Source organism: Ureibacillus suwonensis (assembly GCF_042655065.1).
Taxonomy (GTDB): Bacteria; Bacillota; Bacilli; order Bacillales_A; family Planococcaceae; genus Ureibacillus; species Ureibacillus suwonensis.
In genome coordinates this window covers 60,528-74,369 of the sequence record NZ_JBHSNQ010000048.1, presented here as the reverse complement: position 1 = coordinate 74,369, position 13,842 = coordinate 60,528, and the positions used below count along the sequence as shown (strand labels likewise).

General features: G+C 41.3%; 16 protein-coding genes. 14 read left to right on the top strand and 2 right to left on the bottom strand.

The window, feature by feature from the left end; all coding sequences use genetic code 11:
* The first annotated feature begins 34 nt into the window (after nucleotides 1-34).
* Nucleotides 35-331, top strand: coding sequence for a cupin domain-containing protein (locus ACFPOH_RS04745; protein ID WP_390308948.1), 297 nt, complete (start codon nucleotides 35-37; stop codon nucleotides 329-331).
* 44 nt (nucleotides 332-375) lie between these two features.
* Here ACFPOH_RS04745 and fabI read toward each other — a convergent pair whose 3' ends face one another.
* Nucleotides 376-1,152 (bottom strand): enoyl-ACP reductase FabI, encoded by a 777-nt coding sequence (gene fabI, locus ACFPOH_RS04740; protein ID WP_342469705.1) that lies wholly within the window; start codon nucleotides 1,150-1,152, stop codon nucleotides 376-378.
* A 199-nt stretch (nucleotides 1,153-1,351) separates the two neighbouring features.
* Between fabI and ACFPOH_RS04735 the strand changes: the two genes are divergently transcribed.
* Both ACFPOH_RS04735 and ACFPOH_RS04730 read left to right on the top strand, forming a co-directional pair.
* Entirely contained in the window at nucleotides 1,352-1,669 is a 318-nt protein-coding gene (locus ACFPOH_RS04735) for a PadR family transcriptional regulator (protein ID WP_342469704.1), read from the top strand.
* A 5-nt stretch (nucleotides 1,670-1,674) separates the two neighbouring features.
* Nucleotides 1,675-2,349 carry a DUF1129 family protein gene (locus ACFPOH_RS04730; protein ID WP_342469703.1) on the top strand — a complete coding sequence of 225 codons (675 nt, stop codon included), beginning with the start codon at nucleotides 1,675-1,677 and terminating at the stop codon, nucleotides 2,347-2,349.
* Nucleotides 2,350-2,406: 57 nt separating this feature from the next.
* Here the strand turns inward: ACFPOH_RS04730 and ACFPOH_RS04725 are convergent, their stop codons facing one another.
* A complete protein-coding gene (locus tag ACFPOH_RS04725) occupies nucleotides 2,407-2,655 on the bottom strand; it encodes a ferredoxin (RefSeq protein WP_208649523.1) in 249 nt (82 codons plus the stop codon).
* Nucleotides 2,656-2,767: 112 nt separating this feature from the next.
* Here ACFPOH_RS04725 and ACFPOH_RS04720 point away from each other — a divergent pair, with 112 nt between their 5' ends.
* The 11 genes from ACFPOH_RS04720 to rpsA all read left to right on the top strand — a co-directional run bounded on the left by ACFPOH_RS04720 (nucleotide 2,768) and on the right by rpsA (nucleotide 13,837).
* Nucleotides 2,768-3,808 (top strand): YpbB family protein, encoded by a 1,041-nt coding sequence (locus ACFPOH_RS04720; protein ID WP_342469702.1) that lies wholly within the window; start codon nucleotides 2,768-2,770, stop codon nucleotides 3,806-3,808.
* Nucleotides 3,799-5,241, top strand: coding sequence for a RecQ family ATP-dependent DNA helicase (locus ACFPOH_RS04715; protein WP_342469701.1), 1,443 nt, complete (start codon nucleotides 3,799-3,801; stop codon nucleotides 5,239-5,241). The genes ACFPOH_RS04720 and ACFPOH_RS04715 overlap by 10 nt, the downstream gene beginning before the upstream one ends.
* Nucleotides 5,242-5,354: 113 nt before the next feature.
* Complete coding sequence (locus tag ACFPOH_RS04710; protein WP_342469700.1) at nucleotides 5,355-5,996, top strand: LysM peptidoglycan-binding domain-containing protein; 642 nt, start codon at nucleotides 5,355-5,357, stop codon at nucleotides 5,994-5,996.
* 113 nt (nucleotides 5,997-6,109) lie between these two features.
* Nucleotides 6,110-6,868, top strand: a complete 759-nt coding sequence (locus tag ACFPOH_RS04705; RefSeq protein WP_342469699.1) for a metallophosphoesterase — start codon at nucleotides 6,110-6,112, stop codon at nucleotides 6,866-6,868.
* A gap of 65 nt (nucleotides 6,869-6,933) precedes the next feature.
* The gene (locus tag ACFPOH_RS04700) at nucleotides 6,934-7,905 is read left to right on the top strand and encodes a YpdA family putative bacillithiol disulfide reductase (RefSeq protein ID WP_390308947.1); all 972 of its coding nucleotides are present in this window, start codon (nucleotides 6,934-6,936) and stop codon (nucleotides 7,903-7,905) included.
* Between the two features lie 212 nt (nucleotides 7,906-8,117).
* The gene (gene prsW, locus ACFPOH_RS04695) at nucleotides 8,118-8,792 is read left to right on the top strand and encodes a glutamic-type intramembrane protease PrsW (RefSeq protein ID WP_342469697.1); all 675 of its coding nucleotides are present in this window, start codon (nucleotides 8,118-8,120) and stop codon (nucleotides 8,790-8,792) included.
* A gap of 187 nt (nucleotides 8,793-8,979) precedes the next feature.
* A complete protein-coding gene (gene sleB / locus ACFPOH_RS04690; RefSeq protein ID WP_342469696.1) occupies nucleotides 8,980-9,777 on the top strand; it encodes a spore cortex-lytic enzyme in 798 nt (265 codons plus the stop codon).
* A 12-nt stretch (nucleotides 9,778-9,789) separates the two neighbouring features.
* Entirely contained in the window at nucleotides 9,790-11,079 is a 1,290-nt protein-coding gene (locus tag ACFPOH_RS04685; RefSeq protein ID WP_342581247.1) for a PepSY1/2 domain-containing protein, read from the top strand.
* Nucleotides 11,080-11,154: 75 nt separating this feature from the next.
* Nucleotides 11,155-11,808: a flagellar brake protein gene (locus tag ACFPOH_RS04680; RefSeq protein WP_390308946.1), complete on the top strand. Its 654-nt coding sequence runs from the start codon at nucleotides 11,155-11,157 to the stop codon at nucleotides 11,806-11,808.
* An 83-nt stretch (nucleotides 11,809-11,891) separates the two neighbouring features.
* Nucleotides 11,892-12,566, top strand: coding sequence for a (d)CMP kinase (gene cmk, locus ACFPOH_RS04675; RefSeq protein ID WP_342469693.1), 675 nt, complete (start codon nucleotides 11,892-11,894; stop codon nucleotides 12,564-12,566).
* A 125-nt stretch (nucleotides 12,567-12,691) separates the two neighbouring features.
* Complete coding sequence (rpsA, locus tag ACFPOH_RS04670; protein ID WP_342581249.1) at nucleotides 12,692-13,837, top strand: 30S ribosomal protein S1; 1,146 nt, start codon at nucleotides 12,692-12,694, stop codon at nucleotides 13,835-13,837.
* Nucleotides 13,838-13,842 lie beyond the last annotated feature (5 nt).

Sequence of the window (13,842 nt, the reverse complement as noted above, 5' to 3'; positions counted from 1 at the left end):
AGTATTGTAAAAGAAGAGATTGGAGGAATCCTTTGTGCAAGTCATTTCTACACCATATGTTCTAAATGAAAGAAAAAAGCAGGCAGGAAAAGTTTTTGAAACGTCAAAAGCCCAAGTGCTCAATATCCAATTGAAATCCGGCGAATCCATTCCGGACCATTTTGCCGATTGCGATGTGTTGATTATTGTACGCAGTGGGATCGTATCATTTACGGTGAATGATGAAACAGTCGAGTTGACGAGCGAATCTTTATTGCACATGGAACCGAAAGAAGTGCACAGCCTGACCGCGAAGGAAGATGCAGACGTTGTGGTTGTCAAAATAAAATAAGACATGAAAAAAGTAGTACAAACCGTTTGTACTACTTTTCATTATTACCCCATAATGTGGTAACCGGAGTCGACATAAATCGTTTCCCCGGTGATGCCCCGGGAGATGTCGCTGAGCATAACGACCGTCATATCGCCGACTTCTTCTTTGTTTGTATTGCGTTTCAACGGGGAAACCTCTTCGTAACGATGAAGGGCTTCATTGAAGCTAGGAACCCCTTTTGCCGCAAGTGTGCGGATTGCACCGGCTGAAATCGCATTGACGCGGATCCCTTCTTTGCCCAAATCAGCAGCCAAATAGCGGACGGATGCTTCCAAAGCCGCTTTTGCCACACCCATCACGTTGTAACCTTCAAGAACCCGTTCTGCCCCCAAATAGGACATCGTGACAATGGATGCGCCTTCCGTCATATATGGACGGGCCGCTCTTGTGACCGCAATTAATGAATAAGCGCTAGTATCCAGCGCAAAAGCGAATCCTTCACGTGTTGTTTCAACGAAGCGGTTTTTCAAGTCTTCCGCATGGGCAAAGGCAACAGAATGCACAATGCCATGAATCACTCCAAATTGTTCGCCGATTTGTTGGAACGCATTCTGGATGGATTCATCGCTGTTCACGTCACATTGAATAACGGCATTTTTTTTGTCTTTGTGACTTTCTAAAAGTTTTTCTATTTTTGCTTTTGAGCGATCTTTCCGATAAGTGAAAATGACGTTTGCTCCAACTTCCAAAAGTTTTTCCGCCGCTCCCCAAGCGATGCTTCTTTCATTGGCAACGCCCATGACTACAATGTTTTTATCTTTTAAATTTAATACATCCATGGTATTGACCCCTTTGACATCAGTTATTAGTACCAACTACTAAAATATTAACAGTATTTAGAATAAAAATCAACAAGAACTATTGACAGCTACTTTGCATTGCAATATAGTTAAGATAAATACTTTGCATTACAAGATAGTTGCACGTAAGTACCTTGCATTACAAAGTAGTGTGGTGCCGAACAGGGAGGTGAAGGGGTTGAGCATTCGCACTCAATTGTTAAAAGGCGTTCTCGATGGCTGTATTCTGGCCATCATTGATCAGGAGGAAGTATACGGTTATGAACTATCAAAAAAGCTGGAGCAAGTTGGATTGGATATCAGTGAAGGAACGATATATCCGGTACTGTTGCGACTTCAAAAAAATGGATACGTCATAGGGGAAATGAGGGCATCCGATTCAGGTCCGAACCGAAAATATTATTCCATTACACAGAAAGGAAAAGAGGTTCTTGGACAGATACGGGAAGAGTGGAAAATCCTTTCGGGTTCCATCGAAAAATTGTTGGGGGAGTGAAGAAAATGAAAGTTACGGTAAAAGAACTTATACGTCAAAATAATGAGAAGAGAAAGCTTTTGACAAAGGAAAATCAAAAGTATTACGAAGATTTGCTTGTTTACATCCGGGCAAATCTCTCCCGTGATGAAAGGGCAACGGAAGAAGTGCTGCTCGAAATGCTGGATCATTTGTTGGAGGCGCAAAAGGAGGGGAAAACGGCAAAGGAAGTGTTTGGGAAAAATCCAAAAGAGCTGGCCGAAGAAATCATCGCCTCTTTGCCAAAGGAATCATGGAAGCGTCAATCGGAATTCATTCTCGAAATAGTAATGACGCTATTCGGTTGGTATATGATCGTAAGTGGGATTGGGCCACTGATAAAAAAAGAGGATCAAACGATTTATTCGGGAACGCTGATCGTGTCCGGCCTGCTTCTAATAGCCAGCTTGGCGATGTTCATTTACTTCGTAGTCGTTTTATTGAAAAAAGAAGCATTCCAAGAACAGAAAAAGAAAAGGACGATCTCCATTCTGTTCGGATTTTTGATCGCGGGCTTATTTGCCCTCAGCTTAATTGTGAAATTTGCCATTCAGCCTTTTGGCGCATCTTTTGAAGTATCTTATTATACCATTTTTGGGCTTGGCTGCTTCCTGCTCCTTGCGGCGTATATATTGAAGAAAATGCGGGAGCAAAATACGTAACGGCATTTTACTGAAAAAATGAAGGTGCATTCACAAACGATGCACCTTTTTTATTGGTTATTCAAATTTCAATGGATCGCCATCGAATGGTTCGTCTGCCACTTTGATGGAATCAGTCGGACAACCTTCAAAAGCGTCTTGCATATCTTCCAGCAAATCTTCTGGTACTTCGGCAGTCCCCGTGTTATCATCTAAAATAACAAAGGCAATGCCTTCATCATCGTAATCATAAATGTCTGGGGCAGCTGCACCGCAAGCGCCGCAAGCAATACATGTATCTTTATCTACAATTGTATATTTTGGCATAGAATGAATCTCTCCTTTTTTTCTATCGGGCTACCTAGTTGAAGCTTCTTTATTATTCTAAAACTGTTTATATCACTTTTCAACATTAAGACTATAAAAAGGAGGTTCTGATTTGCTATTTCAGTATTTAGTCTTAGATATTTTAAAAATCTTAGAAAATGAACGGACCATTTCTTCCCCATATCATTTATTGAAAGGCAAACGCTCCGGCCAAACCATTCAGGATGTCGGCATTTTTCATTTGCATCCATACTTTGGCATTTTCCCAAAATTATCAAGAAAGAAATACGATGAAGAAATTCAAAAACTCGTTGAAAGCCAATTGATTCAGATAACAGACAACAGTTTCCATGTAACGCCAAAGGGTATCCAATTCCTTCGGCAATATGAACCGCTTCCTTTGAATGGATGGCAATATCGGGGAAATGAGCATCTTTTTTTCTCAAGACTTTCACTCATCGTGCAAAGTTTGTCCCATGCGAGAGAAAAAGTGATGGCCTTCAGTCCGATTCAAAAAGATGAAGAAATTCAGCATTGGGTACGGCATTTCCTTTTGAAAAACGACTACAAATCAGGGCTCCTTGGACATAACCTGTACGATGAAATTCTCCAAAGTCTTGGAAAGGTCCAAATCAAGGAACAGGCAAAAGAAATTGTGGTAAAACGTTTAACCGGATATCAAATGCCCGGGTTTACTTGGGAGCAGCTTGGCATGGAATATCAGATGCCTGAATTGGACGCCCAAATCTTATATGTTGCTTGTCTTCATCAATGGTTGAATGAAATTCTTCCAAACAGACTGCAATATCCGTATTTGCATCAGATGTCGGAACATATCCGGGCGGATATTCCATTGACCGGCTCCGCCTATCATACGGCGTTGCTGTTCAAACAGGGATATTCCATCGAGCAAATTTGCCGAATGCGAAAATTGAAACAAAGTACCATTGAAGATCATATCGTTGAATTGGCCATCAACGATCCGGCGTTTCCGATCGAAAAATTTATTTCAAAAGAAGATATACAACAAGTGCTTGTTGCGACAGAAGATTACGATACGAAAAAGCTGAAAGTGCTCCGTGAAGTGCTTCCTCATCTATCGTATTTCCAATTGCGCCTGGCACTTGTCAGAGGTGAAAACGTATGCAATTAGAACAGCTTCTGCAAACCCATTTCGGTTATCCTTCCTTTCGCCCCGGCCAAAAAGAGGTCATCGGGCAGTTATTGGATGGAAGGGATACCGTTGCCTTGCTTCCCACTGGCATGGGGAAATCTTTATGTTATCAGTTGCCAGGATACATATTTAACAAACCGGTATTAATTATTTCGCCGCTCCTTTCCCTCATGCAAGACCAGGTGGACCAGATGAAGCAGTTCGGCGAAAAGCGGGCAGTGGCGATCAATTCCTTTTTAAACAGAAATGAAAAGAAACTTGTATTGGATACTCTGCATCGATATCGCTTCATTTTCATATCTCCGGAAATGTTGGTGCAGCCGCAGATCATCCAGCGGTTGAACCGGTTGGATTTGGCATTGATTGTAGTGGATGAAGCCCACTGCATTTCCCAATGGGGATTTGACTTCCGGCCGGATTATTTAAAAATAGGGGAAGTGTTGAAAGAAGACCGGCCGCCGATTTTGGCTCTATCGGCAACGGCGACGGAAAAAGTGCTGGAAGACATACGCCGTTTTTTAAAGATGAGGGATCCTTTTGAATATATTCATTCGGTGGATCGTCCCAATATCCGTTTTGGGAAAAAAGTATTCCAAACGAGAGAAGAAAAAATGGAATGGCTCCTTGACCATGTGACGCAGACAGAGGGCCCAGGCATCATTTATACCCGGTCCAGAAAAAGGACGGACGAAATTGCGGCACAATTATTGCAGCTTGGCATTTCCGTTTCTTCCTATCATGGGGGGAAAGAGGCGGAAGACCGGCAATTTATCCAACAGCAATTTATTGAAGGAGCATTGGATTGGATTGTTGCGACGAATGCTTTCGGCATGGGGGTCCATAAAGAAAATGTGCGTCAAATCATACATGATACAATGCCATCCAATGTGGCCGATTATATGCAAGAAGTGGGGAGAGCCGGGCGCGATGGAAAAGATGCCATTGCCATTCTGTTGTACAGTGAAGGGGATGAAGAAGTCGCGCGGTTTATTGCAGGGGAAGACTTGCCAAGTGAAACCCAAATGGAGCTGTATGAAGAATATAGAAACCGAAAAGTGGATCCAAAAGAAATGATTCAAGATGGATTCATTTCTGAAACCACCTTCCGTGTGCTGCACTATTGGATGGGCCTCTATCCGTTGGAAGAAGTTAAATCGATTTTCAGGAAAATGATGAACGAGAAGTACAGATCGGTGGATGAGATGCTGCGTATTGTGAAAAGCGATCGGTGCATCCGGGAACAACTTGTGGAATATTTTGGGCAAACATTAAAAGATAAACCGGAGCATTGTTGTGAACATTGCGGCATCGATTATCAGCAATTCCTTCTTCCAAGACAGGATACGAAGGCGGCAACAGCACCTTCCACGTGGCAGATGCGGCTGCGACAAATTCTGCTAGGAACTGACTGAAAATGTTAAAATTTCCTCCTTTACGACATTTTTCTTTGAAAATAGAAATTTCCTCTCATTTACTTTTTTTATCATTTTCGTCATAATGAAATCAGAAGTAATGGAGGTGCTGTATGAGTGGAAAAGATTATCGAAAAAAGATAGAGGAACATCGACAATCGATTGAGATAGAAGATGGAAAAACAAGATTAAGTCGCAGCGAACGCCGCCAAAAAAGAAAGAAAAAATCGAAAGAAACGCCATTACTGACAACTTTGACCCTTATTATGATCGGGATTCCACTGGCGATATTAATTTATGTATGGGGTTTTTGGGATCCAAACGATGAAGAGGTTTCTGTCGATAAAGATGAGAATCTGGTTGAAGTGCAAAGAAATAATGAAGTTTCCGCCAAAGAGAAAGAAAATAAAAGTGACGTAATTAAAAAGGAAGATTCTTCTTCTGAAGCTGCAAAAAAAGAGGAACAAGCGGATTCCAAACCAAAAACGCCAGAGAAGGAAACAAAAACCGATGCTCCTGAGAAATCAGCGGATGATAAAGATGTTAAGAAAAATGAAAATAATACAGAACAGCAAAAGCCTGCTTCTGAAGAGAAAAAAGTAAAAATACATACTGTCAGTGCGAATGAAACATTATTCCGAATTGCCAAGCAATACTACAATGATCCGATCAGCGGTGTCGAAAAAATAAAAAATGCCAATCATTTATCTTCCGATGTGATTACACCGGGACAGTCGCTTGTCATTCCCGAATAAAAGAAAAGGTTTTATCATTTGAATAAAATCCGTTAAAATATTATACATTACTGTTGAAAAGACGATGGTGAATTTACCACGTCTTTTTGTTTTACCGGGAGGGGTACTTGTACATGTTTGGGTTGACAGCTGTCCTGATCTCCTGTTCATGCTTGCTTGCATTTATGGTAAAAGAAGCGTTTGAAAATAATGTTGTACACCATGAAATCAATTTAACAGGGGAAGAGGAGAAATATTCGATTTTTTTTATTTCGGATATTCATACCCGCTTAATCAGCGATAAAATGATACGAAACATAAAAGAACCAATCAATGCGGTGATCATTGGCGGGGATTTGGCCGACAAAAGGACACCGATTTCGAAAATTTATCAAAATCTCCGGCTTCTGCAAACATTGGGACCTGTTTATTTTGTTTGGGGGAACAACGATCGGGAAGTGGGCGAAGAGCGTTTGAGGGGAATTTTTCAAGAGACGGGTGTAAAAATTGTTGAGAATGATGCGATACTGCTGCCGAATATGGTGAACAGATGCTGGTTGAGCGCGGTGGATGATGTTTCTTCACGCAAAGCCAGTCCTGAAAAAGCTTTCGAAAAGTGTGACCCACAAGATACGGTCATATTTGTATCCCATAATCCGATCCTGTTTTCTAAAATCGGAAACTATCATGCGGACATTTATCTGGCTGGACATTTTCATGGTGGCCAAATTCGGTTGGGCCCTTTCGGAATTTACCCGCAAGGCGCTTTTTCCGACGATGAAGGCAAGTATACCCTCATCAGCAACGGCTATGGGACGACGATGTTCCCTTTACGTTTAGGGGCAAAACCCGAATGTCACATAATTGACTTAAACTTTCGGCGCACATTCTGACCAAAGGGTTGAAATTCCGCGTTATAATAAGGTAGTAGTTTGTCAAATTAAGGAGTTGTGAACAAATGCAAAAAGCAGATGCAATTATTGTTGGAGGAGGCCCATGTGGTTTATCGGCAGCGATTGAACTCCAAAATATCGGGTTGAAACCAATTGTTATAGAAAAAGGGAATGTGGTAAACGCCCTCTATCATTATCCAACTCACCAAACTTTTTTCTCCACAAGCGAAAAATTGGCCATTGGCGATGTTCCGTTTATAGTGGAACAACGGAAACCAAGCAGAAATCAGGCCCTTGTTTATTATCGTGAAGTGGTGAAACTGAAAAACATTCATGTAAACCGCTTCGAAAAAGTGCTTTCTGTGGAAAAACGTCCGGACGGATTCTTTATTGTGACTTCCGATAAGGCCCAATATGAAACACCTTATGTCATTTTGGCAACCGGTTATTATGATCATCCGAACTATATGAACGTACCCGGAGAAGATTTGCCAAAGGTTTTCCATTATTTTAAAGAAGCCCATCCTTTCTTTGATACGGATGTGTTGGTCGTCGGAGGGAAAAACTCAGCGGTCGATGCGACGTTGGAATTGCATAAGGCAGGTGCCCGTGTAACCGTTGCATACCGCGGCAGTGATTATTCTCCGAGCATCAAGCCATGGATTTTGCCGGAATTCCAATCCCTCATCCGAAATGGCGAAGTGGTGATGCATTTCAACACAATGGTGAAAGAGATTCGGGAGAAGGAAGTTGTACTGGATATCGACGGCAAAGAAGAAGTCATCAAAAATGATTTTGTGTTCGCCATGACCGGCTATCATCCGGATCATGATTTCATCCGGAAAATGGGTGTAACCATTGATGATGAAACCGGCCGTCCTACATATGACCCTGAAACAATGGAATCCAATGTGGAGAATTTGTTCATTGCAGGAGTTCTCGCTGCCGGCAACAATGCCAACGAAATTTTCATTGAAAATGGAAAATTCCATGGGGCGTTTATTGCAAAAGCCATTGAAAAGAAACAAAGCATCTAAAGGAAGACATTACGGAAAAAGGGCTGTCCTGAAAGTATAAAATGTTCTGGACAGCCCGCTTTAATATGGTTATATTTCTTCGACATTGCTCCAGCAAGGTTGGCGACATATACAGCGCCGCTTTTTTTATTGCCGGAAAAATTCAGTTCCCAACCTTTAAAAACCTAGAGTAATACTATAAAATATTATTAATAAGGAAGGGAGCGTCGATATTGTTTATTCTACTCTCTGCAGCGATTGCTCCAGGATGTGCGTTATTCAGCTATTTTTACTTGCGAAATCAAATGGCGACCGAACCCCGAAAAACACTTCTCCGAACATTCATTTTCGGATTATTGATCACTTTTCCAATCATGTTCATTCAGTATGTCATGCAGGAAGAAGAAATCATTACAAATTCTTTTCTCCTCGATGTCCTATTCTCGAGCGCATTGGAAGAATTTTTCAAGTGGTTCATTATTTTTGCTTTTATTTATCGCCATGTGGAATTTGACGATCCATATGATGGAATTCTGTATGGAGCAGCTGCTTCTTTAGGGTTTGCTACACTGGAGAATATTCTTTATTTGTTGACATTTGGCATTGAAACCGCCTTTATGCGCGCATTATTGCCAGTTTCAAGCCATGCTTTATTCGGTGTGGTGATGGGCTATTATTTCGGAAAAAGCAAATTTACAAAGAATGACCGTTCGAAGGAATATTTGGCTCTTTCCATTGCGGCTCCATTATTTTTGCATTTCATCTATAATTCTATTTTAATGTTTGAAGATTATTGGCTTTATTTGATGGCCCCATTCATGCTTTTTTTATGGTGGTTTGCTTTAAGGAAAGTGAAATTGGCACATGAGCATTTAATCAAACATCTTGTGGAACAAAATAAGATTTAGTCATGGTCTGAAAGGAACAACTCCTTTTGGGCCATTTTTTTATTTTACGAAATCAACAATAAAAATTTGTTCATTGAACATAATAATGGCTGAATGGTCGTTTCGCTTGGAGATTCGACCATTTTTTCGTTGATCAGTGCATAATTGGTTCCAAAGTTAACATGCTATGAAAAAAGGAGTGAAGGAGATGTTCAGAAATATATTGATTGCATTGCTGTATCTGGTTGCGGCAACCGGCACGATTACGCTCATCAAGCCGGAAGAATCTTTCGCCTTTTCGAATCAGGTCATTGAACGGGGTGCCTTTGGCGACGATGTGATCGAATTGCAAGCACGACTGCAATATTTGGGGTTCTATCATGGAAAAATTGATGGAAAGTTCGGATACGGCACTTACTGGGCATTGCGAAACTTCCAGGAAAGCTATGGCTTGAAAGTGGATGGGATTGCCGGCGCGGAAACAAAAAGGGTGCTTGCGAACAACAGCGATTTTGACCGGGAATGGGTGCATGCGCAAATTAATGCGGGAAGAGAGTTTACTTATTATGGAGGTATTCCTCTTGATCAACAAGTGAAAAAAGGGAAAGCTGGTTCGTCGGGAAGCAAAAGCTACCAGTTGCCATCCAAATTTACGGAGCAAGATTTGCAGCTGATGGCGAACGCTGTTTATGGAGAAGCGAGGGGAGAACCTTATGAAGGACAAGTGGCAGTGGCGGCAGTTATTTTAAACCGGCTTGAGTCGCCTGATTTTCCTAATACGATTTCGGAAATCATTTTCCAACCAGGTGCATTTACAGCCGTGGCAGATGGACAAATTTGGTTGACGCCGAATGAAAGGGCGAAACAGGCAGTTCTTGATGCCATGAGTGGATGGGATCCATCGGAAAATGCACTATATTATTTCAATCCGAATACAGCGACAAGCAAATGGATTTGGTCAAGACCTCAAATTAAACAAATCGGTCAACATATTTTCTGCTATTAAAGGAGCGACAATATGAAAAGTCTAGTATACTTACTTTCCATTGCTGTGTTGGCATTAGGGCTGTATGCTTATGATGTCCGTTCAGACAATCAACAATTGAAAAAAGAAATTCACGCGCAATACACCAATTCTTTATCCAATGCCAGCGAAAAATTATCCTATTTGCAGCGTTCCGTGGCACAATCACTGCTATTCCAGGATGAAAAAGCATTACAAAACGAATTGGACAACATTTGGCGGACAAGCAATGAATTGCGTACATCCATCAGTAATTTGCCGTTGAATCCGGATGTAGCGAATCAATGGCTCCGTTATATCGGAAAAATCGGGGATGAAGCAAAAAGAGCTTCAACCAACGGCGATTACGAATCTTGGCAAAAGAAGATGACGGTGGTTCATAACAATTTGGAACAATTGACAAATGAATGGTCCCTTGCAACAGCCCATTTTTATGAAAATGACGGTGATTTTGAAAAATGGAAGCAAGTGGCGAAAACCGATCTGGAAGAATCGCCTTTTAAAAATCTGGCTTCAAACTTGAAAACATATTCGGAAAAGGATTTCCCGTTAACAACCAGCGAATCCGATTGGTTGAAGAAACGGGATTTGAAACACATACGAGATCGTGAAATCACGAAGGATGAAGCCATTCAAGTTTTAGAAAAGCTTGTGCCGGGGATCAAAGATGCGACATATACCGTTTCAAAGAGCAAAGAAGATGCGCCATATCCCTTTTACCATATTCAATTTGTCAAAGGAAGCAGGGTAGGATATGCGGATATTACAGTCAAAGGCGGCCATTTGATATCCTTCTTATCCGAACGCCCGGTACAGCCGGACCGGAATATTACACAGGAAAAAGTGAAGGAATTGACAAAGCAATTTATTGAACGGGCCGGTTATGATGATTTGGAGATTATCGAAATGCGGGAAAACCATGAAGCTTGGCATGTCCATCTTGCGCGGGTGGCAGGAAAACACAATGCCCTGGTATATCCGGACGGTATACAGTTGAAAGTATCGAAGGACAGTGGAGAGCTGTTAGGTTTGAATGCAATGGAATATGTACAAAGAGAAAACATCAATGACAATCAGCCGGTAGTTCCGATTGACTGGAAGAAATTTTTCCGCCCAAATACAGTGGTGGAGGAAGAACGATTCATTTATACGGAAAACGAAGCGTATCAGTTAAGATTATGCTATGAAGTGATTGCCCGTTTTGAAGATGACATCAATCAAACGTACCGGGTTGTTGTAGATACGGAAAACCATGATGTCCTCAAAGTGGAGCAATTGCCATAATTATTTAAACACTCTAGAAATTCCGATTCTTTCGTGCAATAATATAAATACAATTATTGTGCGAGGCGGGTCAAAATGGAAATTAAAATGGGGATGTTTATTACATTGGAATCCAATTCATCGGAAACGGTTGAAAGTGTCAAATGCAAAGTGGTGGACAGACAAGACAATGTGCTTTATGTATCTCAACCGGTGGGAATGCAGACGAATAAAACCTGCTGCTTAAGGAAGAACACTGATTATCGTGCAATATTTCAAGGCGAAGATAAAGTCATCTACACATTTCCGACGAAAGTGATCGGCGAAAAAATGGACCAGTTGCCTACGATTTTACTTTCATGCCCTCCCAGAAAGGAAATCAAAAAGATTGAAAGAAGGAGATTTGTCCGGGTCAGAACTTCAGTGGACGTTTCCGTAGAATACAACGGTCAATATCATCCATACGTGACAAAGGATATCAGCGCCGGTGGAATTGCTGTAAAACTGCAATCTGTTCCGCCATTCGCAGAAGGAAATACGGTCACATTAACAATTGTTTTACCATTTAAAAATGGTGAGATACAATATATTCAGACGGATGCGAAAGTGGTTCAAATATTTAAAAACAATGATGAACAGCTTGCATCTTTCCAATTCATCAATATCGATGAAAACGATCAACAATTGATTCTTCGGTTCTGCTTCGAACGGCAAGTGTTGATCATGAAGGAGATGTCAAACCTCCAATAAGCTCATTTTATTGGAGGGCTTTTTTATGGAAAAATAATCAGCAAACATTTTAACAACAATGTTGGAGGAAAGTAGGATTGGACATGAAAAAAAATATTCAAATTGCGATTGATGGCCCTGCAGGCGCAGGAAAAAGCACCATAGCCAAAATCGTGGCTGAACAATTGGGCTTCACTTACATTGATACTGGAGCGATGTATCGCGCCGTAACGTATAAAGCGCTAAAAGAAAACATAAAATTAGATGATGAAAAAAATCTTGAAGAAATGTTATTGAGAACAGAGATTGAATTGAAGCCGTCCCCTAATGGACAACTTGTATTTGTCGATGGAGAAGATGTCACAAAAAAAATCCGTTCCAACGAGGTAACCGCAAATGTTCCGCAAGTGGCTGCCCTCGGGAAAGTTCGCGAAATTCTTGTCGCAAAACAAAAACAGCTGGCCAAAGACGGGGCGGTTGTCATGGATGGACGAGATATCGGAACCCATGTCTTAAAAGATGCGGAGTTGAAAATCTTCATGTCCGCATCTGTTGAGGAAAGAGCGAAACGCAGACTGCTAGATAATGAAAAAAGAGGCATCCCATCCGACTTTGAAAAGCTGAAGGAAGAAATCGCCCTGCGCGATCAGCAGGACATGGAACGGGAAATCTCTCCGTTGGTACAAGCGGAAGATGCCATCTTTTTGGATACGACCCACTTGTCCATCGAAGAAGTGGCTGAAGAAATCTTGCGTATGGCAAAAGAAAAGATGGCATAATCAGTGAATCTTTTTGCGTATTTTATTCATAAAAAAGGAAATATTTTAACTATAAGGAAAAAATTTTGTGTTTAAATTGAATTTCTAATAAAATAGATATTGTAAGATGCGAAGGAGGGTTACATATGTCCGAGGAAATGAACTTAGAAGTTGGCCGAGAATTCCATGAAGGAGACATTGTAAAAGGAGTTGCTGCCAAAGTAGAAGATAAGGCGGTGACTGTTACAATAGAAGGGGCGCCATTTGATGGGATTGTGCCAATCAGCGAACTGTCCAGCTTGCATGTGGAAAAAGCATCCGACGTGGTATCTGTCGGTGATGAGCTGGAATTAATGATCACGAAAATTGAAGATGAAAACTTTGTACTTTCCAAACGCAAAGTAGATGCTTTAAAAGCTTGGGATAAATTAGAAGAACTTTATAAAAAAGGGGAAGTTTTTGAAGCGGAAGTAAAAGATGTGGTCAAAGGCGGTTTAGTCGTTGATTTGGGAGTACGCGGTTTTGTACCGGCATCTTTGGTGGAAGATTATTTCGTTGAAGACTTTGAAGGATACAAAGGAAAAACATTGAAATTCAAAATTACGGAATTGGATAAAGAAAAAGGACGCTTAATTTTATCCCATCGTGCGGTGGTGGAAGAAGAAAAAGCGAATAAAAAGAAACAATTGCTGGAAAGTTTAAAAGCGGGAGACATTTTAACAGGAAAAGTTCAACGTTTGGCTCCATTCGGCGCTTTCGTCGATATCGGCGGAGTGGATGGACTTGTTCACATTTCACAAGTCGCCCACGAACATGTGGAAGATATCAGTACCGTTCTTCAAGAGGGGCAAGAAGTGAAAGTGAAAGTATTGTCCGTAGATCCTGCCAATGAAAGAATTTCCTTGTCCATTAAAGATACATTGCCTGGACCATGGGAAAACATCAGCGGACGCGTTTCAAAAGGCCAAGTGTTGACAGGCACGGTGAAACGTTTGGTATCTTTCGGTGCCTTTGTTGAAGTGTTCCCGGGGGTTGAAGGATTAGTCCACATCTCGCAAATTTCTCAGAAACATATCAATACGCCACACGAAGTATTGAAAGAAGGCCAAGAAGTTCAAGTGAAAGTGCTGGATGTGAACGAGCAGGAAAAACGTTTATCTCTAAGCATCAAAGCGCTTGAAGAAACCCCTAAGGAACAAGAGGAATTTGATTATCAATTGCCTGAGGAGGCGACGGGATTCTCCATCAGCGACGTTATTGGTGATCAATTGAAAAAACTGAAAGAACAATAATCATC

Bases quoted from the DNA above. Each gene is read 5' to 3' on its own strand.
- fabI (WP_342469705.1), bottom strand. From the start codon at position 1,152: ATGGATGTATTAAATTTAAAAGATAAAAACATTGTAGTCATGGGCGTT.
- ACFPOH_RS04730 (WP_342469703.1), top strand. From the start codon at position 1,675: ATGAAAGTTACGGTAAAAGAACTTATACGTCAAAATAATGAGAAGAGA.
- ACFPOH_RS04725 (WP_208649523.1), bottom strand. From the start codon at position 2,655: ATGCCAAAATATACAATTGTAGATAAAGATACATGTATTGCTTGCGGC.
- ACFPOH_RS04715 (WP_342469701.1), top strand. From the start codon at position 3,799: ATGCAATTAGAACAGCTTCTGCAAACCCATTTCGGTTATCCTTCCTTT.
- ACFPOH_RS04710 (WP_342469700.1), top strand. From the start codon at position 5,355: ATGAGTGGAAAAGATTATCGAAAAAAGATAGAGGAACATCGACAATCG.
- ACFPOH_RS04705 (WP_342469699.1), top strand. From the start codon at position 6,110: ATGTTTGGGTTGACAGCTGTCCTGATCTCCTGTTCATGCTTGCTTGCA.
- ACFPOH_RS04700 (WP_390308947.1), top strand. From the start codon at position 6,934: ATGCAAAAAGCAGATGCAATTATTGTTGGAGGAGGCCCATGTGGTTTA.
- sleB (WP_342469696.1), top strand. From the start codon at position 8,980: ATGTTCAGAAATATATTGATTGCATTGCTGTATCTGGTTGCGGCAACC.
- ACFPOH_RS04685 (WP_342581247.1), top strand. From the start codon at position 9,790: ATGAAAAGTCTAGTATACTTACTTTCCATTGCTGTGTTGGCATTAGGG.
- ACFPOH_RS04680 (WP_390308946.1), top strand. From the start codon at position 11,155: ATGGAAATTAAAATGGGGATGTTTATTACATTGGAATCCAATTCATCG.
- cmk (WP_342469693.1), top strand. From the start codon at position 11,892: ATGAAAAAAAATATTCAAATTGCGATTGATGGCCCTGCAGGCGCAGGA.
- rpsA (WP_342581249.1), top strand. From the start codon at position 12,692: ATGTCCGAGGAAATGAACTTAGAAGTTGGCCGAGAATTCCATGAAGGA.